The organism is Ruegeria sp. HKCCD6428, from assembly GCF_013110595.1.
Lineage (GTDB): Bacteria > Pseudomonadota > Alphaproteobacteria > Rhodobacterales > Rhodobacteraceae > Ruegeria.
Genome location: NZ_WVQX01000013.1, coordinates 1 through 25,404 on the forward strand (window position 1 = coordinate 1; position 25,404 = coordinate 25,404).

Genomic DNA, 25,404 nt, shown 5'->3' on the forward strand with positions numbered 1-25,404 from the left:
GGTGTTAAGTTGAGAGTAGAAACCTCTATTTACTGGCAAAGGTTGTTTGATCGTGTCCATCACTCCTGTTCTTCTCTGCGGCGGTTCCGGCACCCGCCTTTGGCCGCTGTCCCGGAAACCCTATCCAGAGCAGTGAATTGAAATCAGCACTACCTGATCATTGAGGGACAGGCGGATTGCCACTGGGAGATCTCGATATGTCCGACATACCGGCTGGGCAAGATAGGCGCACGTTCTTTTTCGATATATCAAGTTTGATCGGCTATGTGAGCAAGATCGACCGGTATTCCGGAATCCAGCGGGTCGTTGTGACCATGATCGTTGAAATGTCCAGGCTTGTGGATGCCGACCGGCTGTACCTGTCCTGGAGAGACAGAAAATCCGGACACTATCTGTGTTTGCCATTCTCACAGATCGGAGCTGAAGCATTCGCCTCGCCTGAAAGCATGCGCCGGATCTTTCGCCCGTCCGTGGCTCGGCGTGACAACCTGCCCCCTTTGAAAAAATATCGCACGAAACCAGTGAAGTATTATCTTCAGCGGGCTTGGTTGGATGTGGCGGCTCGTTTGGGGCATGATCGGCGTTTCCATAAATACAATATGTCCGCCAAGATGTGGCGCGACGCGCGAAAGGGCCGCAAGCAGGTAAAACAGCAGACCCTTAGCCCGGTGGAGTTCTCATCGCGCGCGCGCGCAGGTGATCATTTGGTGCTGCTCGACAGCGCATGGTTCTCGGAACAGATTGATATTTTTCTGCAAGCCCACAAGGCAGAGCTTGTGGTTCACTCCATGGTGTATGATCTGATCCCCATTGTCGCCCCGCACACGTGTGATGGAATGGGTCCGGCCAATTTCTACCAGTGGCTCTTGCGATCTCAGGAATACACGGATCATTATCTGGCAATTTCACAGGCAACCCTCAGGGATCTGAAAGATTTCTTTTCCGCACATGGTGTCGATACCCCTGCCACTGTAGTGCCATTGGCACAGGCCGCCTTGCCGTCGGGGGCCGATATGGGCCTGCAGAAGCAGGTGATTGGACCTCTATCGACAAATATTGCCACCGCAGCCTATCCGGGATTACGAGAATTGATCACGTTGGATGACAGCTTGCGCCATGTTGTTGCCAACCCTTTTGTTTTGTGTGTCGGAACCATAGAGGCGCGCAAGAATGCCTGGCGCATTGCCATGGCCTGGAAGGCCCTGTTGGACCAAGGATATGTGAATCTGCCCAAGCTTGTCTTTGCCGGACGTCGGGGCTGGTTGCGGCAGGACTTTGAAGACCTGTTGGAAGCAACCGGTAATGTCTACGGCTACGTCCGGGTTATTGACGGGCCCTCTGACGAAGAGCTCGACATGCTTTACAGCCATTGCCAGTTCTCCATCATGGCCAGCCTGTATGAAGGGTGGGGATTGCCGGTGGGCGAAGCGCTGGCTTATGGCAAGACGGCTGTGGTCGCGAACAATTCCTCGCTGCCCGAGGTCGGAGAGGATCTGGTGGAATATTGCGATGCGACCGAGGTTTCCAGCATTGCAGAAGCTGTCAAGCGTCTGATGGATGACGATCATCGTGCCGCGCTCGAGGCCAAAATCACCGCTGCTAATCTGCGCGACTGGGCCGATGTCGCCCGCGATCTTCATGCTGCCATAGGCCTATTTTCCTGAGCTTTCAAGCCGGGGGTACCACTGCTCGAACTTGGCACAGAGGGTTCCGTCGAGAGTGCGGGATTTAGGCGCAGGACCCATTGATTTCTGCCGTGCCGCATGATTCATCGCACCGAAAACGAGCGGTGGACATGTCTGACCTTTTTTGACTGACGGACGCGCAGATGGCGCGTCTTGAGCCCTTCTTTCCGAAGTTTCACGGCAAGCCACGCGTTGATGATCGGTGTGTATTAAGCGGGATTACCTTCATCGATTGCAATGGTTTACGGTGGTGCGATGCCCCTTCGGCCTACGGCCCGCACAGGACGCTGTACAACCGTTGGAAGCGGTGGAGGTGAGTGGCTGAATGCCACCGGTCCGAGAGAAGCCACGAACAGGGCATCCTTGCCGAGATGCTGATTGGTTTGGCCGCTGATCATGGTGAGGAGAAGGCGGTCATGATCGACGCAACATTTCTCAAAGCCCATCGCACGGCGTCCAGCCTTGCGGTGGAAAAGGGGGACGTGGCCGTCTGATTGGTCGCACCAGGGCGGTATAAACACAAAGCTGCACGCCGTCTGCGACAGCCAAGGGCGACCTCTGAACCTCTTTGTGACTGCCGGACAGGTCAGTGATTAATTGGCGCACGTGCTCTCGTTGGCTGCCCTCGTCATATACCGGCTATGAGTCCTGAGCCTAGCGCCACATCAGGAGATCTTTGAATTGCCAATCTGACCCAGATAGATATTCGATGATTTCATCGACTGAGATATCTTTTTCATCCCCCAGTTGGCGGTTGGGAAAACTTTCAAATCGTGCCCGGAGCGCATCCATGTCGAAATCTGGTTTTTCGATGCGCCAGATCTCGATCAAGGCGACATCGATCCGTTCCCAGATCTCCATGGGTGTCCGTGTTATGATAACTTCGTCAAAACCCTGCGTGTCCGATTTCCAGGCCAAGGCTTGTTTATGACTTACATGTTCGGCCATCCATTTCTGAGTATCATGCTGGCTGACGCGCACTTTTTCAAAGCTGCGCGCGCGCATGGCATCCTCATTCAAAGAGTAATTCCCGATGTTTTGCATGTCGCGATAGAATTCCACTATGCCATCTTCGCGGCCAAGGGCTGCGTTGAAAAACATTACGCGATCGGAGAACGGGGCAAGATTGAATTTTAGAGCCGCAAAGTTGTGATGGTCTGGCTCCACGCAAAGCGCATGCTCAATCTGATCGGACAGGACCTGAATTTGCCGGCTGAACATACCGATATTAGCGCCAATATCGAGCAGCGTATAGCGTCGGCCCTCTTTGAGGTGCCCAGCAAAGGCAGCGAGGTTTTCATATTCCCAACGCGCATCTGCAATGATGGCCGGGCTCATTGTCTTGTCATCCGGGACAAGCAGCCCCTGTCCCGCAGCCCCCAACGGGCCGTCTTTTTTCAGGGTAAAAAGAAGCCCGGTTCGGTCCAAAGTGTCATGCATGCTGTCTGGCAAGTCGCCCATGGCATTTATATTGCGGTTTTGTGCCGCCAGCGTTTTTTGTGTCTCATCCAGATCATAGGCCAAAGATCGGAACAGCGATGTGCCATGGCGATTATGGCTGAGCTCTATGGTTTCCCAATCATCGGGCAAATTGCCGAAACAGGCCACGATCAGCCCGTCTCCGCTGAAGGATTCATGTACGTCATGTTCCGCGACAATGCGGGCCCCGGATTTTTGCAGGATATCGATGCATTTCTGGTGCGTCAGGGGGTCACCGCTGATCTGATGGGCATGAGTGGAGACACAGACCCATCCGATTTTACCTTCTGAAAACAACAGCTTGCAGCTTTCCAGAACGGCAACCTCATGGCCTTGAATGTCGCAATGCAAGAGATCGAGATAGTCCCATTTTTCTGCGGACATCAGATGGGCAACCGAATAGCAGGTGCTGCGCATCTCACCGCTCGCCTCACCGAAAAAGGGCATGTCTTCGGCGAATTGAGGCCCTGCAAAGCCGGAAAGGAATTTGGGTGTCAGCCCATTGAGAGCGGCATTGGCCTGACCAACGGCCAGATGTGCCGGTTCCGGCTCAAGAACCACCGCTTTGCGATCGGGACTTTGGTTGAGGAACCACAGGCTGTAATAGGCCCAAAATCCGCCCAACTCTATCATTCGAGCCGAGGCGGGCAGTCTTTTGACAACCTCGTGGAAGACTCGTTCTTCTTGAGGTTCGTGGTGTCCTTTCGCCGCGCGGATGAGATTGCTCATCCACGCTCCGTAATAGCCACCGCATAGCACACGCAGCCCATTATGCATGATCTGGATGCTGCTGCCGTTTTCATCCTCATAGATGGCACCAGCATCGCTGACTTTTGGAATGGCATTTGCATCAGAGCATTGCAAAGCCATGGCAACGCGCTCCTCAAAAGATGCCACCGATGGCGGATATTTCATGCGAATACTCCCGAAATTTGCTTACCTGTTGTGTTTGCCGAGTTGCTTTGGAGTGTCAATAGAGACCCCCGGCAAACCCAACGCAGCGGAAGTCTCGTCAAGGTGCGATGCAGCAAGTTCCTTTGAAAATAAGTGTTCCGCGCGGCCAGTTGGGCGAATGTGAGTGCTATCCGTTCCAGGTAAGTGGATTATCCAAATCAGCCATCAGCGGGGCGGCAGCGTCCTTATCGCTCAGGACCGGTGCACCCGTTAGCGGCCAGTCGATTCCCAGGTTCGGATCGTCCCAGCGCACCGCGCGGTCGCAATCAGGCGCGGAGATGCTCTTATCGCTTTGAGGGGCGAATGGCCACCTCTGCAGATCTGGCTGGGATTGGTTTCGGCGCGGATCTATGTTTTGCGATCCTGCGACATGGTCGTACCGGAAGGGCTGAATCCATTTCAGAAATTCAAAGCCGCCGGTTCTGACCTTAAGGCGACGCGCGGTCACGGCCGGGCCAAATACCCCGCCACAGCCATTGGCTGCGCAGCCTCAGTTTTTGCCGCATTCTGCGCATGGTGCAGACAGAGAAATCCTCATCAACATGATGACCATTCGACCTGACCCTTGTGGCGCGCATTTTCAGCAGTAACCAGGACAGTCCCTGAACCCACAAGGCATAGGTCACCAGCTGCTCACTGCGCTGTGAGGCTGTCATGGCACAGCAAATCCGGACGCACAAAGAAGCAATGCTCTGCCCCTGAGCGCACGGCAAGTTCGGTCACTTCGTGCAAGGAATGCAGTTGCAGGACAAGATTGCGCAAACTCGCCCCGTTATTATACCAGTAGTCTCCGCATGACAGGATATCGCCCATCGGCCAGCGCGCAAACACATCTTCGGGCGTGTCGGTTAAGCAGTTTTCAAGCGGCAGCAAGGCGCTTGAGTTTTGCGCCGGATCTATGCTGCTGCGATACAAATGCGCAAGGCAGACTGCTTCGGACTTGGCCTTGAGAGGAGCGATCAGATGCTCTGCGATGCTCGGCGCGGGATGCTCTAGCGCTCTGGGCAGGCCGAAGAAACAAATCGCAACAGATTTCTTGGTCATGATGGCAATAGTCTTGCAGCCGGTCTTGGCTGCATGTTCAACAGATCTGCCCATGGGCGCTTTGGGCCGAGCCTTGTAAGGGACGGGACGTAGGGCTGAGCGGAACGAAATGCCCTCATAAAGAATTTCCGCACAAATACCCCTCAACATCAGTTTTGAAAAACCATTTATAATCAGCATATTGAGATGCACGGTCGATCTTTTAGCGGCATAATGAACGCATGAACGGCTCAAAAAAGCACCGTGCGAAACATAACACAAAACACTGATCGTTTCGCGCATGAGTTTTGCAACGGATTTTTCCCATGATTTCAATCATGCTGCCCCACCATGCGGAACGACAGATTTTTGGGACCCCCACTTTCGCATGGCAGTTTTGAGGCCGTTATCAGCCTCTTATGACGGGATGCCGTTCCGCTCAGCCCCACGTCCCGAAAAGGCGAACGCAAGCCTGTCGTAACACCCAAAAAAGCTGGAGCAGGCCAGAGCTCATTTAAGTGGCGGATTGACCGTCCGAGAGGCCGCAGCGCGCCTGAAAATCAGCAAAACCAGCCGCCACAACGTTCTCAGAGACCAGAAATCCGACTGAAAACGCGGATGTTCCCGTAAAGTTCGCGCAAGCCAGGCAATATAGCCACTTTTATGCAGTGACCCCAAAACCAAAAAGCTCTAAAGCCGCTTTATTCATTTAAAAAGAGACAAGGATACCTTCCGTGCGTTGGTTCAAAACCAAAAAGAACACTCCAGGGGCGGCCCCGCAGTCACTGGCCATGTCAAAACCCTTGCCCCCCAAGGCTGCGAAGGCACCAGAGTTCATTACACGGGCTCAAGCCTATAAAGAGCAACTGGAAACAGCCAAGAATTTTGATGAACTCAGTGCACTGTGGAAGAAATTCAGCTTTGCCTACACCATGCAGACGGATGATCCCTTCTCGGATGCATATCGCCAAGAGGTCACGGAGCTTTATCAAAAACTCGTCGACACGCCCTATGATGTTCAGAATGAATTGACGTCTTCACATCTTTCGGATGAGGCTTTTGCCCGTGGCTTTCCATGGACATCAGACAATCTGGGCGTCGTGGCGCATGAGATCGGCAAGGCGGTCCAAGGGTTTCGCGTTATCGCACAGCACGCTCCTCATGCCAAAAGCATCATAGAATTTGGGGCTGGTTGGGGCAATACGGCCATTCCAATGGCGCGGGCCGGCATGGATGTCTGTGCAGTTGATATCGACCAAGCTTTTTTGAAACGCATTGCCAATGAAGCAAAAGCGCTGTCCGCGCCCCTGCGCACTTATCATGCCGATTTCCTCGAAGCGGCGAGCAACCCCGGACAACGCTATGATGTGGCGCTGTTTTCATCGAGTTTTCACCACTGCCTCGAATTTCAGGACCTGCTTACCCATATCCGTGAGAATGTGTTGACAGAAAACGGTGTTATCGCCTTTTTTGCAGAGCCGATTTCCAACGGTTTTTCTTTCCCTTGGGGGCTGCGCTATGACGGGGAGGCTGTCTGGGCAATCACATGCAACAAATGGCTGGAACTGGGCTTTCGTGAAGACTTCTTTCTTGATCTCCTCAAACGTACGGAACTGCAGGGTGAAATGGTCCCCGACACCACAGGCCTTATGGGGCCAGCATGGCTTGCCCGCCCAATCTGATCTTTATCTCGGCAGTCTATAAGCGTTAGAGAGCGCTTGATAGGCTGCCGAGTGCATCCACTTTCTGAAAGATGCGCGAGGTTGACCACTGCGCTCCAGAACAATTCTGCGGGCGATAGAGCGAATGCGCCCTGAAGAGTGAAAAAGCAGGTTGGCCACAAATTTTTTCGGCTCTCCACTGACTTTGAAAAAGACAACCTCCATCATCCCACGAGAGGCCTGATAGGCGGCATCGGCCTCCAACTGTTTGCGTAGCGCCGAAAGCTCATTCATCAGTTCTGCATTCTGCGCTTCCATCTGGCGTTCGCGGATAGCTGCGGCGGTGATCTGTTGCTGCAATTCGGCAATTTGATTGCGGCGCTGCTCTGCCTCGACCATCGCCGTTTGCTGCGTCACACTCATGTAATCGTCAAATAAATTCGGCGGATAGGCAAAGGCCGGGACAAGACGATCATAATGTTCTGCCGCCAAATAATAGCGGTTCAAACCATCGCAATAGACATAGCGATAATCCGCCTCGGTCAACTGATGTTCCCAAAGGTGATGATTGGTCACCTGGGACATTGGCTCCATCGCTTCGATCAAGATGATCCAAGGCCGGAAGCGGCCCCAGTCATTGCCACGAAGGGCCTGGGCCTCATGGCCCTCCACATCGATTTTCAGGAAATGGATGTCGGACACATCACCCATATGGGCGTCACATAGATCGGTCAGAGTCGTCATCGGTGCCACAACAGTTTGTTTTTCAAACCCCGCCTCGACATGATTGGCAGCAATCTCGTCAGATGCCGTAGACAAACCGGCATTGCTCAAGATGTTGAGGCTCGCCTCTCCCTTGCTGTCACCAATCACAACGCCAAGGTTCGTGTCACGAATCCGCTCTTTGTTGAGCTCCTTCAAAAGCCTTGGATTGGGCTCCACATTAATTCCGCTCCAGCCGCGTTCATAAAATGCCAATGTGACACTATGAAAGCTCGGCCAGGCGGCACCAAGATCAATATAGAACCCCTTTTCGACATCCTTGAGGGCGCGCCAAAGAATGAGGTCTTCAAAATTCTGAGCATAGGAAACAAAAGTCATATCACCGCCTTCATGTGACGCCGCATTCTATCAATCAAATAGCTTTGCAGAGCAAAATGTAGTGTTCGCCGATATGTCCGAATTCCGGTCGATCTACGATACTGGGCCAGTAGTACCCAATCTCCGGCACAGCTTCATCCAGCACGGTGACCTCAAAACCAGCCTCTTCCAACTGCTTGACCAACTCGTCGCGCCCGAAAATCCGCATTTCGAGCACCGTGCCTGGGCCACCGTGGAAAACAACATGTTCATCATAAACCTGATAACTGCCATCGCTCTTTTTTGAGACAACCAGCCAGTCTTCCCCCATCTGGCATGTTGCAAAATCAACCATGCCCGGGAAGTGCTCGATTGTCTTTGGCGCATCACCAAACGGGGTCGAAAAGACAAGATGGCCGCCCGTTTTGAGCATCTTGCGCATGTTCGTGAACCCAGGCTCCAAAGGCTGCAGCACATGTTCAAAGACTTCGGTGCAGATCAGGAAATCACTACCTTGATAGTTTTGCCAATGCGTCTGTGAAACCACATCAAGGAATGGCTCTTGGTGAAAGAACGTATTGGTGAAGTCGAATTTCTCCGAAAGGACCCGCGCATATCCCTCCCACTCGCTCATTCCGATCCCTTTCACATGAGGGTCGGACGTAAACTGTTTGAGCGGAAGCGACTGCTTCATCAGGCCGAGGCTGAGAGCGTGAATAATCCCGCGAAAACGCGGCGTGGATCCGCAGCCGGAACAATTTGGGGCCTCTCGGTGAAAGGTGCCTGCAGCCTGGGTATTAGACCGACCACAGATATTGCAAGCAAAGGAGATTTGGTGGTCTGGAGAGAAGTCCGTTTTCATATGGCACCTGATAGTAACTAGCGCGTGCTGACAGAAGCATGTGCGGATGAGGTTTCAAAGCGCTGGGATGCTTTCTTTTCCATTGACACCAAAACATCGGCAAAACGTGCTTCAAAAGCCGCAAAAGAATAAAGCTGGGCTCGGGCCTGCGCATTGTCACGCAATTCGGTCAACTTATCCTCCGAATAGGACAGAAGCGCGCGCGTGATCTGCACAAGCTCTTCCCGGGAGCCATAATGGAACCCCGATATGCCGTCCTCGACAATCGTGGACGGCCCTCCATTGTTGACCACGACCGGGATGACCCTTGCTGACATCGCCTCTACGACACTGATGCCGAAATGCTCACAATGCTCAGGCCACTTTTTGACATCAACACCAAGACCCGCCCCATGCCAATAGATCGACGCGCGCTGCAAAAGCCCCGACAGGACAGAAACAGGGGCGTCGATATGGAATGAAACCGGCAGATCCCGAGCCATCTGTCGGCAATTGGCCAGATAGTCGCGATGGATCGGTTCGGGATGCAAAGAGCCAACAAGATCAAGGCTTGTATCTGCTCCCAGCTCGGACAGAGCCTTCATGGCCTTGACCATCTCATCCTGACGTTTGCAATGATCTCCGATAAAGAAACGGCCAATTCCGAGAATGCCGGATTTTGCCATCTGAGGATCGACCTCGGCAACGATCCCGACCGGTGGGGCCACCACATGAATGGCAGGCTCGGGTGCCTCGAAATGGCGCAACTGTTTGCGGATCTCTTGCTCGACAAATCCCGAATAACAGATCACCGCATCGTAGTCCTTGAGCAAGGATAAATGCTGCCGGGTATGATCTTCGTTGGTTTTGAAGGGAAATTGACAGCAAAACAGATTGATGTGCCCCATAGCGCGCGATGTCGGAACAAGCGAATTTCCCAGACAATAGAACAGATCAAATTGCGCACCCGCCTCTGCCTGGGTATGCGTGATGATGTCGATCCCATCCAGATCAAGGTCGAGTTGATCAAGAACCAGCGATATACGAAGCCGGGAGTAAAGCTCTGGCACAATGAGCGTCAGACCATAGCCCTGCGCGGCCAGCACTTTCATAATGCTGAACAGGTAGCGTTCTCCCCCTCCGGGGATAATATTATAGGGCGTATAGATTCCCGCTGTCTTACGCGCCGAAGCAACCCGGGCCGGCAGCAGTGGAGCAATATAGGATTTGCCGTCATGCACGCCGGTCGTCAGAAAGTTGTGCCAGCGATCAATGAACTTGGCCTGGTTGACCTCAACGATATTTTTAAGCTTGTCTTTAAGGCTCTTGTCAGCTGTCGTGGCATTTTCATGGTGGATGACCTCTGACCTAGGGACGTAATACGTCTTTTTCCCCAAAGTGCCTATCTTCAGGCACAGGTCACAGTCTTCGTAATAGGCAGGTTCATAACGGAAATCGAAACCCAGAACGGCGTAGAAATCCGCTTTGCGCATCAAAACAGTGGCCGCCGAGACGTAGTCGACAACCCGCATTCTATTAAAGCGCGGCTGATCAGGGGACTGGAACTTACCAATCTGAACGGAGAACCCTTCGGGATCGAGAAGCACTCCGGCTTCTTGCAATTCACCGCTTGGATAGATGAACTTGGGGCCTACGCATCCCGCATCGGGATGAGTGTCGAAAACATCGACCAGAGGCGGTAGCCAATCAGGCGTCACGATGACATCATTGTTCAAAAAGAGCAGGTATGTGCCTTTGGCAAATTCCGCTCCGATATTGTTCCCCTCACCAAAAAAGCGATTGATCGCAAGCGGAATAAATTTGTGCGGCCCTTCATAAGCCGCAAGGCGCTTTTGGTTTTCTGGAGAGCTGCCATTGTCAACAACAATAACTTCGTACGGGATGCCTGTCGTGTTTTTCCAAATACTTTTCAGACAGTCGATCGTCATGTCTGGCTTGTTGAGATTCAAAATAATGATCGAAACCAAAGGGGCGTCGCTGCTGTAATCAGAAGCGTTTTGCGGGGAGTCGTCTGACATTTCTGTCTCCGAAAAAATAAGCGCGCTATCTGCAGCACAAAGAGCATTCATTTTTTATTTGCTTGCATCTGAAGTTCGGGCACGAAATGTGGACGAGGAGAACCGTCCTTCTTGAAAACAATTCTTTTGGCATATCCGCGCGCCTTGCCATTGGACTTGAAAAAGGCAACTTTGAACAGCTTTTTGGGCTTTCCGGTTTTGCGGAAAACGATCCGCTTCCAGAGTGTGTCGCGGATAAATGTGTGACTTGGAATAGTTACAGGGCGCACAATCCCGGTTTGCCGCAGGATTTCTCTGATCTGCAGTTGTAGTTGCATTTCTGATTGATGAAAAGCAATTTCCATCTGGCGCATATCAAAGGCATGCTGTCTTTGAAGGGCTTCTACCTTTTCATTCAGCGCCGCGACCTGCCGTGCAAGCTCTTCCATTCTGCCCCCTTGTCCGGACTTGATTTGTGCACCGTGCAGCATGCCTTACACAACCATCCCTGCGAAGCACTCTGTCGCTGTCTTGGCATCCGAAATACTACGTGGGTTCTTATAAAGTTGCAAAATACAAGTGACAAGAGACCAAGCAGACCCCAAGCAAATCACACTATTCCAAGCCTTTACGCCGGCAGAACGTAGAACCCAAACCCGGACCATGACACGGGCCGTACAAACCGATCCAAAATCGCTTTGGCCACCTGTAGGGCTTTGAAACCAGCCCGGCACCGCTCGTTTTTGGAGCCGTGACTTGGGCGACCTTTATTGGCTGACTGATGAGCAGATGGCCAAGCTCACCCCTTTTTCCCAAAGTCGCACGGCAAGCCTCGGGATGATGATAGGCGGGTCTTGAGCAGGATTATCTTTACCAATCGCAATGGGTTGCGCTGGCGAGATGTGCCCAAGAAATACGGTCCACATAAGATGCTCTGTCTGAAGTCAGACAAAAACCGAACCAGAGCCTCCGTTACGAAACTGCTTGCGCTGTCCGGAAAACTCTGACGACGGACAACCCACCGGCTTAGGGTCGCATGATCAAACTGCACGTCCCTCTCCGCCATGATTTCTACAAGGTCGCGGTGCGAGACCCCAAAACGGACGTAGAAATAGACCGCGAACAGGATCACAGATCGTGGATAGTGCATACCCTTGAAACTGATCATCAGACATTCCCAAGCGTTGTCGCAAGCCAAGCTCCAGTTGGATCAAAACGCGCGAAGGTGCGGTTTCGTTGCAAAGTTTTAGGTCAGCCAAATAGATCTGCGATCGCTTCAGTTCAGATTGCTAACTCGGAAAATTGACGAAACGGGCAGAGTCCGGGCGTGAACTGGCCTTTACGGATCATGTGCGCAACCTCGATACCCGCCAGAGTCGCTGATGCCGAAGCAAAAGACTTGAAGCCGAGCATCGGGCGGGTTCGTCTCTTGATGAAACGATGGTCCTGTTCCACGATGTTGTTCAAGTATTTCCGCCTGACCATTTCAATTGGGACCGGGCAACCAAAACCTTTTAGCATCTTGTTGATGGCCTTGAGGCCAGCGGTGTTAGCTCCACATTTTTGTCAATGACAATCTTTCTCGGAAGGCCGTTGACCTCCAGCATTCGGGCGAAGAACATGGTGGCCGCGGGTTTGTTTCGTCGCGGGGAAAGCATGAAATCAAGCGTCTTGCCGTGCTTGTCGACGGCTCGATAGAGATAGACCCAGTTGCCTTTCACCTTGATGTAAGTCTCGTCCATTCTCCAGGAGCGGTCGCACGGTCCCTTTCGACGACGCGCCGCTTCAGCGATTGCGCCTGCATACCGCGTCACCCAGTGATTCAGCGTCGTGTGATCCACTGCAACGCCTTGCTCATGCATTATCTCTTCTAGATCGCGATATGACACACCGTATCGGACATAGAAGAACACAGCGAAGAGGATTACATCTTTCGGATACTGCGCGCCTTTGAAAGAGATCATAAAAAAGACTTTCGACTTCAATGTTTCGATTTCCATTCACTCGACGCACTTATGGGCGTCAACAGTCAAAAGTTTGCAACAGAGCCTTCGGATGTATCCCCGGCTGCCCCGAAACACACGTCATGGACGAAACCCCTTACTCTCCCTTGTCCGGGCATATGCGGGCACCATGTGCCCCTGCGACCGGAAAGGGTTTTACACAATAGATTACAGACTCCGCGCCTCTGATCTGATATTGTTCAAGGCTGAGCCATACTAAAACATGGCCATCATATGGCAGGTGCGCAGTACGTCAAAGGTATCCTCGACAAAGATACGTCGGGAGGGTGAGTGGATGTACGAAGCAATTGGCCAGCCTGCTGGCGAAGAAAATTTTGAAAGCACTGAAACAGCCGTAACCGACAAGGTTCTCATCGTCACGGGTGGGGCTACGGTTGGCGGCAGCATGGTGGAAAGCAACAGCACCATCGTCGATGCCCTTGGCCGACAATTGGGCATCATGCGCACGTCCTCGGCCATCTGGCAGGATGTGGCGCTGAAGGCGGTCAGCGCCGAAATGCTGTTGGCCCGCACACTTTTCAAGCGGCGGCCGAAATTCCGGCGGGCGCCTTACCGCGCCGCAGTCGAGCGGTATTTTTCATCTCAATCCTATGTCAGCGCGCCTGAACTGACCGAAGTCGTGCTTGCAGGCGATCTGCGCAAGGAAGGGATTGCTTTTGAAGCGACCACTTTCGCCGGGCTTGCTGATGCCGAAACACGCAACCGACTTCTGGGTGAATGCAAATGCGTCTTTGTTTCAAGCACATTGATGCGAGATATGAGCGAGCTCATACCGCTGGTTAAGATGCTGAAACAACCGCATAACAAGGTTGTTGTCGGGGGTGCCCTGGTTTCACTTTTGCATGATGACTGGACACATGTTCCGGGTGCCGATCTTGTCGCCATCGGCTATGGGGAAATGCTTGTTCCCGTATTGGCACGCTGGATCAAAAGCGGCTATCGCGACATTGAACCCCCTGAAAACGGTCGCGTCGTGGAACGTCTGGGAAATACGCTGGTCTACAGCGGCAGCCCATCCGGAAAAAGCCTCGACTGGCTGCCCACTCCGGACTGGAAACTGGCCGAGGCATATCACGGCCGCAGTTTCGAGATGATCAATTATGAATCCGTCCGCGGCTGCCCCTATCGGTGTTCTTTCTGCAATTTCCCCTTCCTGTTCGAAGACACCATGTTCCGGGTCAAATCCGCCCGCAAGATTTTCGACGACTGGATGATCTACGCCAAGGGAGGAGCAAAGATCATCAATTGCATGGACAGCCTGTTCACCATCCCGCCCAAGCGCCTCAAAGAACTGTGCGAGCTGTTGATCGAAGCAGGCAGTCCGGTCGGCTGGACCTGCTATGCGCGCGCGGGTGATCTTGCCAAACCGGGCACCGCAGCGCTGATGAAAGCGGCAGGCTGCCAGCTGGTGCATATCGGATACGAGACCGGCGATCAGGGCGTTTTGGACAACATGAACAAGAAATCCGATGTCGGGCACAATGTTCAGGCGCTGATCAATTGCCGCGAAGCGGGGCTGACAACGGCCATTACATTGATTGTCGGTTTCCCGGGCGAGACAAAAGCCAGCCTGCGCGAAACACTGAAACGTTTGAAAGAAGCGCCCCCGGACCTGTTCTTTGGCGGAGGCTTCAACACCCGCATGGTGTCCATGCCCGTACTGCAACCCGATCAACGGCGACGTTTCGGGCTTGTCACACAGCTCGATCATCTGTCCTCTGCGCCTTACTGGAAGCATGACACCATGTCATGCCGCGACGTGCCCAGCGGGTTGCGCTGGCTCAACCGCAGCTTGATAGAAGAGAAAGTCGCACTGGAAGGCAGCCTCTTTTATGAGGGGCTTTTGGGATATGATGCTTCCGACCGCGACGACCTGCTTGATTTTCAGGCCGATCTTGTGGCGACGCTGGGACCGTTGAAATACGGGTTCGATCTGGCCCAACAGGTTCTTCGCGGAATTCTGCATTTCGATGTCTGGCGCAAGCTCCGGCACATAACCCCGGAAACCGAGATGCGAACCCCTCAGATAGACCGTACTCCTGAGCAGGTCGAACAGGCGGGATAAGAGGCCGCCAAATCCGCTCAGACTGTTTCAGAACCGGGCTGTGCAACAATTGCGCCGGCATGATCGAAGGTTGCGGCCGAGTACGCTGTGGCGCAGAAGGAAGGGGGCAAAGTCACGATCCTTTTGCTTCAGCGGGCTCAACAAACTAGAAGCCCTGCCGATATTACGCTCATTATCCCCTTGTTTTGTTCACTTGTTGCCTGATCCGGATATCATTCATTCACATTTGATAAGTACCCCTTATCAAGTTTATTTGATTTTGCCGCGAAATGCGCGCAGAGTGGCTGCCATGAAGCCCCCTGCCCCCTATCTCCCCGCCACCGCCCCTGCCCTATCGCAGGCAGATCAGGACGCGCTGAGTGATCTTTATATCCGCGGCACCCCCGCCAACACCCTGCGCGCTTATGAACGCGATCTGATCTATGTGACGGCGTGGAAAATGGCGCGCTTCGGGGCGGCGCTGGACTGGCCCGAAAGTGAGGCCACGGCGCTGGCCTTCATCCTTGATCATGCGCGCGATCTGGGTGATGCGCCCGATGAGGATATTGCGCGTCAAACCGCGGAGGTGCTGATTGCGCAGGGGCTGCGCAAATCGCTGGCCTGCCCGGCGCCGTCGACGCTGGACCGGCGGATTGCCTCCTGGCTGGCCTTTCACCGGATGAAGAACCTGACCAGCCCGTTTGTTGCGCCTCGGGTCAAGCAGGCCCGGGCCAAGGCGCGCCGGGCGGCCGCCCGCCCCCCTGCCCCGAAATCCGCCCATCCCATCACCCGTGGCGTGCTGGAACAGTTGCTGGCCACCTGCCACGGGTCGCGGCGCGATTGCCGCGACCGGGCGATCCTGATGCTTGGCTGGGCCAGCGGCGGGCGCCGCCGGTCCGAGATCACCGGGTTGATGCGCGAGGACGTGTCGCTGAAGGAATTCGACACATCCGGCGTCGCCTGGCTGTCGCTGCTGGAAACCAAGACCACGGCCAAGGGAGAGACGCCGCGCCTGATCCTGAAAGGCCGCGCCGCCCAGGCGCTGGTGCATTGGATCGAGGTTGGTGAGATTACAGGTGGCCCGCTGTTCCGCCCCATCTCCAAGGCGGACAGGGTGCTGAAACGCCGCCTGACCCCGGATGCGATCTATCAGATCATAAAGCATCGACTCAGGCTGGCCGGATTGCCCGAGGATTTCGCCTCGCCGCATGGATTGCGGTCTGGCTTTCTGACCCAGGCCGCGCTGGACGGTGCGCCGATCCAGGCCGCCATGCGGCTGTCGCTGCACCGCTCCGTGGCGCAGGCGCAGAAATACTATGACGACGTCGATATCGCCGAAAACCCGGCGACGGATTTGCTGGGGTAGATCCAAACGCCCTTCTGGCGGCATGGGTCGAAGCACTGTTCGCGCCCCTCTCCTTCCGGCACCCTGATTGCGTATCCCGGGCGTTTGCTTGCTTTTGAGTGAAGTCACCGGAAAAGCACGGAAGAATTGGCGGCGCCGGTCAAAATTGCCGTGGGCGATACCGGCTGCATTCTGAAATCAAATCGAGATAGGCGGACCTTTGCACGTCTTGAGGAACCTCCATTGCCATAAATGGCTGTCCCTCATAAGTTACACATCAGAAAAGCAAGACATGTTCATGTCTCAACAAAAAAACACGCTGTGTCGCACGAGTAGTGGAGCAATGCTCCTTCCGGTAAAAATAACCAAATTTTAACCTCTGGTGGTTCAAAGTTTTGCCATGATTTCATCGCGGAATCATTTTGGGCATCTGCTCAATGGCATGACGGCGCCCACTTGGGTTTGACCAGACCAAGACCATAGCCGGAGGACTTGGAGAAGATGATTGGAATTATCGGGATAGCCATTCTAGTTGGCCTGTGCGCCGGCGGGTTTGCTTTGATTTCCGGTGCGTCCATCCTGATGGCTCTGGGCAGCTACATCCTCTTCGGCTGGCTGTTCATCATTGCAGCCCTCATTGTTATCGGCGCTGTCAAAATCGTGAAGACACGCGTGCAGAAACAAAACCCCGCCTATTCCAGCTAAGCGCCTAGTCCCGTTCGGCGACCCTTTTGGCCACATAGCCCAGAAACGCCCGCTGCGGGTTTCTGATCTGTGGGCGACCTGACGCGGCCCAATAGGCCAGCCAATCCGCCTCCAGCGCATAGACATCGCGGCCCGGCGCCATCGCCCTGGCCTCCTCCAGCGCTTGCGGCGGCAGGATCGGCTTGTCCGGCCCCTCGACCACCTGACCCCGGCGCGAGAACCGGATCAGGTCGCCCGGCTCTTCGGTCATCTCATAATCGGGCAGGTGGTCGGCTGCGATCATGTCACGGATCATCTTGCGGAACACCCGCCGGGGTGAGGCCGAGCCGGACTTTTTCAACAGCACCTCGACCGAGATCCGCCACTCGGGCTGACGCCCGCAATGTTTGCGCGCCAGCTCATAGATCCGCCGCTCGAGCGGTTTGCGCAGGCGGAAGTAATCGCGGCTGAGGGTCAGCACCGATTTCGCCAGCACCGCACGGAACAGCCAGTCCGACAGCTTCACGCTGACGCTGGCCATCCGCCCCGCCCTTGTGTGACGCACGATTTCCCAGCTCTCGATCAGGCCGAACCCGGTGGTGGTTTCCGTTTCACCCGTCACAATGTTGGTGGTGATCCTTGTGCCGGCCAGCCGCTCGAACGCTTCGCGCAGACGCTTGTAACCGTCACCGCTGGTTTCGCGGTTGGTGGCCACCAGCAGATCATGCGCCTTCAGATGCAACACCCGGCTGACCGTACGGCCCGCATTGATCGCCGCCATCAGCTGGCTGATGCAAAAGATCAGGATGTCCTTGTCGTGGATCGTCGCCAGACCGCGCACCGAAGGCGTCACCGTGATCTCGACCCCGTTATGTTCGTAATTGAGGATGCGCCGGTCCGGCCGGGTCGAGAGCGAAAACATAGGATGCTCCATCGAACCCATATCTGTCTTGGGCAGCGCATCGAAGATATCGCATACAAAAAAATCGCCCGTCGGGTGCCGGTCAGGCAACAACGCCCCTGACCCGCTCATACTGCCCTGCCCATATGTCCTGCCCGAATCTTTGTTCGTGGTTTTATTGACGCTCACCGTAGAGTTATCCACAGGATGCGTAAAGCCGCCGGAACGTGGGTTCAGAGTCACTGCAACGTGGGATCAGAGTCACCCTATCGTGGGATCAGATTCAGTATGATCCACAAGAAATACAAAAACCGCTTTTTTTTCTTATACTTAGTAGAATTCAAATTCAGCCGTAACTATTAAAATAACAGGATTCTAACTGAACATTTTTTTGCTATACGCCCAAAAGCAACGTCTCGAAGGCTTTCTACCCTTTAATTTTGCTTAGAAAATCCGGTTTTGTGCTCATAATGCTTTCACATGCTTCCTTTTGTGGTATATTGGCAAAAACATAGCACATGGGCAGTATTTCAATGCGAGCAGCAACGTCCGAGGGGCTTCCCCCGTATTTCAATATCGACCCGGATCTGGCCTATGCTGAACTGGGCGACCCAACCGGAACACATGAGTTCTCGCAAATCGCGGATGCCTGTGCGCGGGGGCGTAGCGACCTGGCGAACCGGGGGCTGGAAGAAAACGGTCAGAAAAAGCTGCGCCTGTTTTCGACCTGGGAAATCACCAAATATCTGATCCCTGTCGCGCCCGCTCATTTTCGCCGGGTCCTGAAAGGCAATCCGGATTTGCCCCAAGGGCAGTCCGAAACCGAAGGCGGTGCCAAGTGGTTTACGCTGGATGAGGTTCTGCGGCTGCGAGCGCATTTCGCCTCGGAAGGATCCAAGGCAAAAGAATACCGCCCCTACCGCCCCGAGGGTCTGCCCGCCAAGATCGTGTCCGTGGCCAATTTCAAGGGCGGTGTTGGCAAAACCTCGACCTGCGCGCATCTGGCCATGTCGGCGGCTCTGGACGGTTACAAGGTACTGGTCATCGACCTGGACAGCCAGGGTTCGATGACGTCGATCTTTGGCGGCAAAGTCAGCGATGAATGGCAGACGGTGTTCCCCTTGCTCGCCCGCCACTACGCCACCCATCTGCGCCGCGACAATCAGGGGCGTCTTGACCGGGGTGAGGCCCCGCATCCGATCGATGATACCCTGTCCGAGGCGCTGAAGACCCGCAGCCGCGATCTGATCCAAACCACTCACTGGCCGAATATCGATCTGATCGGAGCGCAGCTGAACCTCTATTGGGCGGAATTCCAGATCCCGGTCTGGCGGATGCAGGGCCGCAGCTGGAAGCTGTGGGATGCGCTGACGGATACGCTGGACGAAGATGGGGTGCTGGACGATTATGATATCATTTTCATCGATACCCCCCCTGCCCTTGGCTATCTGACGATCAACGGGCTGGCGGCTTCGGATATCCTTCTGGTGCCCATGGGGGCCTCGTTCCTGGAGTTCGACTCCACGGGGCGCTTCTTTGACATGCTGCATTCCACCTTCCAGTCCATCGAGGATGGCGAGAACATGGCCGCCCGCGCCCTGGGGCGGCCCGAGATGGCGTTTCAGTGGGATGCGGTGCGCACGATCATCACCCGCTATGATGGCAGCCAGCAGGCGGAGCTGGCCGGGCTGATGCAGGCCTATCTGGGCCGGACCCTGTCGCCGCACTGGCAGGGCTACACGGCGCTGATCGGTCAGGCGGGGGAACAGGTCAACGGTATCTACGAGGCCGATTACCGCGATTTCAACCGCGAGACCTATGCGCGCGGGCGGGAAACCTTTGATGCCACCTATGCTTCGTTCAAGAAGCTGCTGATCGGCGTCTGGCGGGGCGAAGAACGGGCCCGGCAGGCCGAAGAGGCGGGAACACCGGAATTGTCGCTCTGAGCGCGATGTTTCGCGCGCGAAACACGCCTGTCACGTCCCGAAACCGAGTCTGATCCGCGCAGGAAAAGGAGAAACCAATGGCAAAACGCAAACGACTGACCCCTGCCCGGCCGGATTATCTGGAAGACAACCGCCCTGCCCCCGGGGTGAACCCGATGTTCCCCACAGACGCCCCCCGGACCACGCCGCCGGTTGCGCAGGTGGCCGGGGCCACGGCGGCTCAGGCGGCGCTGGAAGAGCTGTCCGGAGAATTGCGTGCCGCGCGGGCCGAAGGGCGCTTGGTGCAGGATCTGCCGCTGGACGCCATCGAGGAAACCTATCTGGTGCGTGATCGCATGGCGGCCGATGACGCGGATATGGAGGCGCTGAAGGAAAGCCTGAAGGCCCGTGGCCAGCAAACCCCGATCGAGGTCGTGGAGCTGGAGGGCGGGCGTTACGGGTTGATCTCGGGCTGGCGGCGCCTGACAGCGCTGCGGGCTTTGGCGCAGGAGACAGGCGAGGCCCGCTTTGAGACCGTGCGTGCGTTCCTCAGGCAGCCGCAGAGCGCATCTGATGCCTATGTGGCCATGGTCGAGGAAAATGAAATCCGCGTCGGGCTGAGCTATTACGAGCGCGCCCGAATCGTGGCGCGCGCGGCAGAGCAGGGCGTTTACCCGGATGAGTCTGCGGCCCTGCGCGGGCTGTTCGCCTCGGCCAGCCGGGCGAAGCGATCCAAGATCGGCTCGTTCATCGCGATCTATCACGCCCTGGATGACCATCTGCGCTTTGCGTCAGCTATTCCTGAACGGTTGGGGCTGTCGATTGCCAAGGTTCTGAAAGAGGAGGCAAAAGCAGCTTCCTTGATCACCACCGCTCTGCGGAAGGCCGCGCCTCAGAGCGTGGAAGCCGAGATTTCAGCTCTGACCCGTGCAGTGAACGGCCTGGGGGCGAGTGGGGGAAACCCACCTGCTGCCAAGACCCCCCTGAAAGAGACATTCGGCGGCATTCAGTTGAAACAGAGTCGAAACGGTGCACAGGTCACCCTGTCCGGCGAGGGAATGTCCGAGACATTTCTTGCGGAGCTGAAAGCCTGGCTGCACGCGCGCGGCACATGATGTTTCGCGCGCGAAACAGAGGCCAAAGGATATGGTTGTCCTAATCCTCCGGTTCGTTTCGATGCCCGAGCACAACGTAACTGTCGTTGCTGAATATCGGCGTATAATTGTCAGCCAGGTAATTGCCGACCAAACGCCGCCACCGCGTTTGAATCTGCGCGACTTCGGTCGGTACAGCAAGAACATGGGCTGATGACAGAATTTCCCGCAGTCGGCCAAACTGTCCTGAACTGATCCAGTCCGGCTCGGGCGTTGCGGATGTATCTTCGGGTGTGGATCTCAGCCAGTCATAGGCTTCGCGTTCGATCACGACGAGCACATCCGGATTTTCTGAAAGTGCCTGACGAAGCAAATTGCCCCGATCATCCCCGTAGATGAAGTTGTCTGTCAGATAGCCGAACTTGGAAACACCCACTTTCATAGGCAAAGACCACAGGCGATCATAGGCGAAAACCCTGGCGCCCCTTTGTGGCGGCTCTGCAAGGAAGGTGGCAAGTTCGACGATATCCTCGGACGGGTTTCGACGTTCGTTCAGAATATTTGGTCTTTCGCTGTCGATATGCTGTGCGGTCTGGGGGGGCCGATCCGAAAGCATGGCCTTGTAATTCGCAAGCAAGCCTTCGCGGAAGACGTATCGGACGATTGTGAACTGTCCGAAAGAATAGGTCAGGGCCAGTATCAGTGTCAGCATGATGCCCAGCACGCGAACACGCCGAGTAATCGGCATGACAGACGTGCGCAGTGGCAGAATGAGGCTGAAGGCTATGGGCAGGGCGCAGGGAACAAGGTGCCATTGATCTGCCCGGCTGAGGCCGCTTTTGAGCAAAAGCGCGGCATAGGCCAACGCGCCGATGGCCAATAGATCGCCGGGGCCTGGCATTTCGGTCCACTTGCGGCTCAGGGCGGTTCCGACAAGCCAGATTGCGATAAGTATCAGGGCAAATACGGCAAGGCTTGAAGCTGTCCAGTAGAAGCGAAATGCGGCCTCGCCGGAATCAAACTGGGCCGTCAGGTAACGGATGACGGAAAAGTAATCCATCATGGCCGGTCCCAGCAGCAGCCACAGGCATCCCAGCCAGACGATACAGGACACAGCCCCTGTAACCAGCAACGCGAGGATGGCGCGCTTGTCCCGCAATTTGATGAACAGCGACGCATAGATCGCCAGAATGCCAATTGCAGTCGCGGCTCCGAATTCCTGCGAATAGCTGAGCAGAAGCCCGACCGCCACACCGTGGAGCACGTTTAGCCCGAAATGCAATGGGCGTTGGGCGACGCTGATCAGGATCAGAACGCCCATAAGTTTGCGCAGACCATTCTGGTTTGGTCCGAGCATCGTATTGAAATACAGGCTGGACAGCAGCAGGAACGCGCCAACCCGAGCCCAGAATGATGAAATATACGTTTGAATGGGAATGAGCAGAGCCAGCATCACCAGCAGTTCGAGCAGCATCACATAGGTGTAGAAGGACGTCAGTGAGAAGGATGTCAGCTGGGTCCACCAGTAGGCCGGATAAAGCATCAAAGGCCCGTAGAGGAACTCGAAATCCAGATATGGAACATCACCGCCCAGCATTCTGTGTATGGCTGTCAAATGGATGGACTCTTCGAAATACGATCCTTTGGGCGCCAGCGCAGGGGGGAAGTACAGGAACACAACGGCAAGAATTGTGATCAATGGAAGCAGGCAGGACACGGCCAAACCCGGCTTATCTACAGATCGAGGTGGGGCGATGGGGGACGGCTCTGTGTTGCGGGACACCACCCAGACACCCGTCAGGGTAACCAGAATCCACAGCAGGCTCGTGAGATGTGCAATCCGATTGTTGTACCCTTCAGCCTGTGCCGCACTGATCACGCCGGGTGCGTGCCCGAACTGTTCGGGCAGCCATAGCATCAGTGGCAGCAGCAGAAGAAATGAGAGGATCGCAAGAATTATGCCGGGCCAGTACTGGTGGGTGTTCATCTTTTCCTTGCCTTCGCCTTGTACCGGAAATCGGTGGTGTCGTTGAATTTCGCAATGCCGGTTTGAATGTCTAAACCTTGGGGTGATAGCGTCCTGTCACGGCCCCGATCAATTCGCCGAACAGGTCGAATTTTCCACGAAACCCATTGATTTTAGTTGGTATTTTCCCACTGTCTGGATAGGCCCGGGTCACACCGACTTCGGTGACGTCATACCCGAGCTGCGAGGCCCGTACGGACAGGTAAAACAGCAGATTGTAGTTCATGAAGACGTCCCGAAACGGGCGCACGCCCGGGTCTGTCAGAAAGGCGCGGGAATAACCGCGGAACCCGTTGGTGGTGTCAGTGAACCAGTGCCGCGCCGCAAGGCTGATCAAAGGCGCGTGGATCAGGCGACCTGCGATCCACCGTGACAGGGGGGTGTTGATCGCGCTGCCTCCGGGCGCATAGCGCGACCCCTGCACATAGCCATATCCGGCCTGAAGCTTTTCGAGGATGGATTGGATTCCATCGACGCCATCCTTGCCATTGCCGTCCATGGTAATGATCGCGTCATACCCTTGTTCAAGCGCCCAGGCATAGGCCATTCGCAATTGCGCGCTCAGCCTGCCGGGGCCGGTCTTGGTCAGGCAGGCCCGGACCCTTCTGTATTCCAGTTGCTGCGCATCCGTAGACCCGTCGTCGGATCCGCCATCGGCAATGATGATGTCCACCGGCGGTTGCAGGTCGGCGATGGCGTCCAATTGACCCAGCAGTCGTGTGCCTTCGTTGATGACCGGGATCACCAGAGCCGTGGAAGCTACGCGGGGTTTGAAAACGGCGCATTGATATGCGGGGACCTGGTGGTCTGGTTCATCCATGGACATGTGGCCCCCTCTCATCGCGGCCCGAAACACGAGGTCAGAGAATCCGAAAGCGCGGGAATCCCGCCACGCATTTCAACCGAAATCCACTTGCGCCAGCCCGCCGTGTCCAACGCGCCCGCGGCATGTCTGACAACCGGCACCTGCGTTGACAGAGGAGCCAGTTCTGGGGTGCTGAGATGAACGTGGTTTGAAACACTCAGAGCGGCAGGAAGCCAGGTCTCGAATGTTTCGATCTCATGCGTCATGATGGCGGCCCCCAGATCCAGGTTCATGCGAATTGCCGGGTGATCAAGTGATTTGACAACATCCAGCGTATCCGAAATGCGGGTCATGAAATTCGTGCCGTATTGCACCGGGTTGGGTTCCAGCGCGATGACAACACCTGCCGCTGCCGCTGCATCCCCCATCCTGAAGAAACTGTCGCGCCAGATTGCTTCGGCCTGCGCTTTGGTCATGTCATCCGGGATCACCCTGTTTTTCGGGGAGCCGAATACAAGGTTTTCGCACCCCAGACGGGCTGCAAGCCTGATGGCGCCCTTCATGGCGTCCTGCAAGGCTTCCTGTTCCAGAGGCGAGCCAAAAAGCCGGGCGTTATCGGCGCCAAACAAAAGTGATTGCATCGAAGAGGGGCGCAGCCCGAATTCCGCAAGCTGCAAGAGGACCTGTTCGCACTCCAGCGCCGTTGCCTCCAGCGGCGCGGCCAGATCGGGAAACAGCAACCCCGGTGCGAACTCAAGTCCGCTGACCGCATGGTCACGCAGCAGCGCATAAGCTTCCAGCCTCTGATCGGGGGACCAGGCGATATTTGAAACAGACAGCTTCATTGGTTGATCCCGGTAAATTCCCGGATACCGGACAGAATGTCATCCCGTCCAAGCAGATAGCCATCCTGACGCCCCCAGAGATGTGAGAACCGGCTGCGCATATCCTGAGTGATCTGCGGTGCTGCACGGTGGTTGAAGGGGGCTCCCGTCAGACTTTCATAAATATCGCCGGCGCGCAGAGGACGGGTTGCAAGGTTGAGGAAGGACAAACCGTTTTCACGGGCTGTCATGATGTCGCGCCACAATCTGGACAGGTCGTAGAACTGGAACATGCTGTCGGCGTGCGTGAAGGCAAGCGCCGTGATCCCGGCGGTTTCGCAGATTTCACGCAGATGTTTGCCGGTGCCCGAAGCTGCTATTTCAGCCCGGTTGCAGCGCCACATCCTGGCGGTCTCATCCCAGCTGAAACCCTGTTCGACAATGTGCCGTTCGGCAGCCTCTGTTGCCGCGTACAAGGCGTCGTATTTTTCAGGCTTCAAAAAAGAGGGTACAGGGTTCATGCAATCGAAAAGGAAGTTCTTTTTCAGATCGTGCCCGAATAAAGCCGGCAAACGCAGTATGGAATGGCGTGGAAAGCAATCCGCAATCAGGGCCTCGAACTCTCGGCGGTGGCGCCCATAAGCAAGTTCGGTTTCAAAATCGTCGCTGTCTTCGGTCACGCCGCCGGATGGGTCGCGGTAGACTGCGATTGTCGAGATCAGGGCGACATGATCTGCCCGTACATGACGCAGCCTTTCGAACAATCCCAGAATATTGGCCCGGTCCGCATCGGGATTCTGATTGGCCAACCACATCGTGGCGGGGACGGCCGAAACCACAAGCATGTCACAGTCATGTTCAGCCACCTGGTCAATGTTGGATGAATTGAAAAGGCCCGAGAATTTGTGCTGACGAACCAGGTTCCCGCCGACAAACCCTGTATATCCGACGAGACAATCCATTTTTTAATCCTTTGAAACTCTTTGACACA

Annotated in this window: 20 protein-coding genes and 4 pseudogenes; 10 read left to right on the forward strand and 14 right to left on the reverse strand. The window is 55.4% G+C overall.

What is annotated here, in order from left to right:
• Positions 1–49: 49 nt before the first annotated feature.
• The 3 genes and pseudogenes from GS620_RS20240 to GS620_RS20250 all read left to right on the forward strand — a co-directional run.
• Positions 50–133, forward strand: a pseudogene (locus GS620_RS20240) (sugar phosphate nucleotidyltransferase); the annotation flags it as partial.
• A 64-nt stretch (positions 134–197) separates the two neighbouring features.
• Positions 198–1,664 (forward strand): glycosyltransferase family 1 protein, encoded by a 1,467-nt coding sequence (locus tag GS620_RS20245; protein ID WP_171230535.1) that lies wholly within the window; start codon positions 198–200, stop codon positions 1,662–1,664.
• Between the two features lie 164 nt (positions 1,665–1,828).
• Positions 1,829–2,279, forward strand: a pseudogene (locus tag GS620_RS20250) (IS5 family transposase); the annotation flags it as partial.
• Positions 2,280–2,339: 60 nt separating this feature from the next.
• Here the strand turns inward: GS620_RS20250 and GS620_RS20255 are convergent.
• The 3 genes from GS620_RS20255 to GS620_RS20265 all read right to left on the reverse strand — a co-directional run bounded on the left by GS620_RS20255 (position 2,340) and on the right by GS620_RS20265 (position 5,477).
• The gene (locus GS620_RS20255) at positions 2,340–4,079 is read right to left on the reverse strand and encodes an FkbM family methyltransferase (protein ID WP_171233790.1); all 1,740 of its coding nucleotides are present in this window, start codon (positions 4,077–4,079) and stop codon (positions 2,340–2,342) included.
• 166 nt (positions 4,080–4,245) lie between these two features.
• The gene (locus GS620_RS22330; protein ID WP_171233791.1) at positions 4,246–4,566 is read right to left on the reverse strand and encodes a dTDP-4-dehydrorhamnose 3,5-epimerase family protein; all 321 of its coding nucleotides are present in this window, start codon (positions 4,564–4,566) and stop codon (positions 4,246–4,248) included.
• A 185-nt stretch (positions 4,567–4,751) separates the two neighbouring features.
• On the reverse strand, positions 4,752–5,477 hold the full coding sequence (locus GS620_RS20265; protein WP_171233792.1) for a hypothetical protein: 726 nt from the start codon (positions 5,475–5,477) through the stop codon (positions 4,752–4,754).
• A gap of 398 nt (positions 5,478–5,875) precedes the next feature.
• Here GS620_RS20265 and GS620_RS22225 point away from each other — a divergent pair, with 398 nt between their 5' ends.
• Complete coding sequence (locus GS620_RS22225) at positions 5,876–6,823, forward strand: class I SAM-dependent methyltransferase (RefSeq protein WP_171230532.1); 948 nt, start codon at positions 5,876–5,878, stop codon at positions 6,821–6,823.
• A gap of 3 nt (positions 6,824–6,826) precedes the next feature.
• Here the strand turns inward: GS620_RS22225 and GS620_RS20275 are convergent, their stop codons facing one another.
• Genes GS620_RS20275 through GS620_RS20290 form a run of 4 tightly spaced genes read right to left on the reverse strand, consistent with a single transcriptional unit; the run spans position 6,827 to position 11,190 of the window.
• Positions 6,827–7,903: an FkbM family methyltransferase gene (locus GS620_RS20275; protein WP_171230531.1), complete on the reverse strand. Its 1,077-nt coding sequence runs from the start codon at positions 7,901–7,903 to the stop codon at positions 6,827–6,829.
• Between the two features lie 34 nt (positions 7,904–7,937).
• Entirely contained in the window at positions 7,938–8,744 is an 807-nt protein-coding gene (locus GS620_RS20280; RefSeq protein WP_171617550.1) for a methyltransferase domain-containing protein, read from the reverse strand.
• A 17-nt stretch (positions 8,745–8,761) separates the two neighbouring features.
• Positions 8,762–10,813 carry a glycosyltransferase gene (locus GS620_RS20285; protein ID WP_171233793.1) on the reverse strand — a complete coding sequence of 684 codons (2,052 nt, stop codon included), beginning with the start codon at positions 10,811–10,813 and terminating at the stop codon, positions 8,762–8,764.
• The gene (locus GS620_RS20290; protein ID WP_171230528.1) at positions 10,810–11,190 is read right to left on the reverse strand and encodes a hypothetical protein; all 381 of its coding nucleotides are present in this window, start codon (positions 11,188–11,190) and stop codon (positions 10,810–10,812) included. Before GS620_RS20290 ends, GS620_RS20285 begins: the two co-directional genes overlap by 4 nt.
• Before the next feature lie 307 nt (positions 11,191–11,497).
• Here GS620_RS20290 and GS620_RS20295 point away from each other — a divergent pair.
• Positions 11,498–11,676: pseudogene (locus GS620_RS20295) on the forward strand (transposase); the annotation flags it as partial.
• Positions 11,677–11,750: 74 nt separating this feature from the next.
• Here GS620_RS20295 and GS620_RS22130 read toward each other — a convergent pair.
• Together GS620_RS22130 and GS620_RS20300 are read right to left on the reverse strand one after the other, a co-directional pair.
• Positions 11,751–11,912, reverse strand: a pseudogene (locus tag GS620_RS22130) (IS6 family transposase); the annotation flags it as partial.
• 110 nt (positions 11,913–12,022) lie between these two features.
• Positions 12,023–12,705 (reverse strand): IS6 family transposase gene (locus tag GS620_RS20300; protein WP_253284009.1). Its coding sequence is split into 2 segments (ribosomal slippage): positions 12,023–12,298 and positions 12,301–12,705, totalling 681 coding nucleotides; the frame shifts between segments, so codons are not numbered across the junction.
• Positions 12,706–13,039: 334 nt separating this feature from the next.
• Between GS620_RS20300 and GS620_RS20305 the strand changes: the two genes are divergently transcribed.
• The 3 genes from GS620_RS20305 to GS620_RS20315 all read left to right on the forward strand — a co-directional run bounded on the left by GS620_RS20305 (position 13,040) and on the right by GS620_RS20315 (position 16,859).
• The gene (locus GS620_RS20305; RefSeq protein ID WP_171617551.1) at positions 13,040–14,830 is read left to right on the forward strand and encodes a radical SAM protein; all 1,791 of its coding nucleotides are present in this window, start codon (positions 13,040–13,042) and stop codon (positions 14,828–14,830) included.
• A gap of 289 nt (positions 14,831–15,119) precedes the next feature.
• Complete coding sequence (locus GS620_RS20310; RefSeq protein WP_171617552.1) at positions 15,120–16,175, forward strand: tyrosine-type recombinase/integrase; 1,056 nt, start codon at positions 15,120–15,122, stop codon at positions 16,173–16,175.
• Positions 16,176–16,646: 471 nt separating this feature from the next.
• A complete protein-coding gene (locus GS620_RS20315) occupies positions 16,647–16,859 on the forward strand; it encodes a hypothetical protein (RefSeq protein ID WP_171172364.1) in 213 nt (70 codons plus the stop codon).
• Positions 16,860–16,863: 4 nt separating this feature from the next.
• On the opposite strand, the gene GS620_RS20320 is transcribed toward GS620_RS20315, so the two are convergent.
• Positions 16,864–17,871: a replication initiator protein A gene (locus GS620_RS20320; RefSeq protein ID WP_171617553.1), complete on the reverse strand. Its 1,008-nt coding sequence runs from the start codon at positions 17,869–17,871 to the stop codon at positions 16,864–16,866.
• A 401-nt stretch (positions 17,872–18,272) separates the two neighbouring features.
• On the opposite strand from GS620_RS20320, the gene GS620_RS20325 reads away from it, so the two are divergent.
• Positions 18,273–19,685, forward strand: coding sequence for an AAA family ATPase (locus GS620_RS20325; RefSeq protein WP_253284005.1), 1,413 nt, complete (start codon positions 18,273–18,275; stop codon positions 19,683–19,685).
• A 77-nt stretch (positions 19,686–19,762) separates the two neighbouring features.
• Positions 19,763–20,779 (forward strand): ParB N-terminal domain-containing protein, encoded by a 1,017-nt coding sequence (locus GS620_RS20330; RefSeq protein WP_171364599.1) that lies wholly within the window; start codon positions 19,763–19,765, stop codon positions 20,777–20,779.
• 40 nt (positions 20,780–20,819) lie between these two features.
• On the opposite strand, the gene GS620_RS20335 is transcribed toward GS620_RS20330, so the two are convergent.
• The 4 genes from GS620_RS20335 to GS620_RS20350 form a co-directional block, all read right to left on the reverse strand.
• The gene (locus GS620_RS20335; protein WP_171617555.1) at positions 20,820–22,745 is read right to left on the reverse strand and encodes a hypothetical protein; all 1,926 of its coding nucleotides are present in this window, start codon (positions 22,743–22,745) and stop codon (positions 20,820–20,822) included.
• 70 nt (positions 22,746–22,815) lie between these two features.
• On the reverse strand, positions 22,816–23,610 hold the full coding sequence (locus GS620_RS20340) for a glycosyltransferase family 2 protein (RefSeq protein ID WP_171617556.1): 795 nt from the start codon (positions 23,608–23,610) through the stop codon (positions 22,816–22,818).
• Positions 23,611–23,621: 11 nt separating this feature from the next.
• Entirely contained in the window at positions 23,622–24,434 is an 813-nt protein-coding gene (locus tag GS620_RS20345) for a sugar phosphate isomerase/epimerase (protein WP_171617557.1), read from the reverse strand.
• The gene (locus GS620_RS20350; protein WP_171617558.1) at positions 24,431–25,375 is read right to left on the reverse strand and encodes an NAD(P)-dependent oxidoreductase; all 945 of its coding nucleotides are present in this window, start codon (positions 25,373–25,375) and stop codon (positions 24,431–24,433) included. The genes GS620_RS20345 and GS620_RS20350 overlap by 4 nt, the downstream gene beginning before the upstream one ends.
• Between the last annotated feature and the right edge of the window lie 29 nt (positions 25,376–25,404).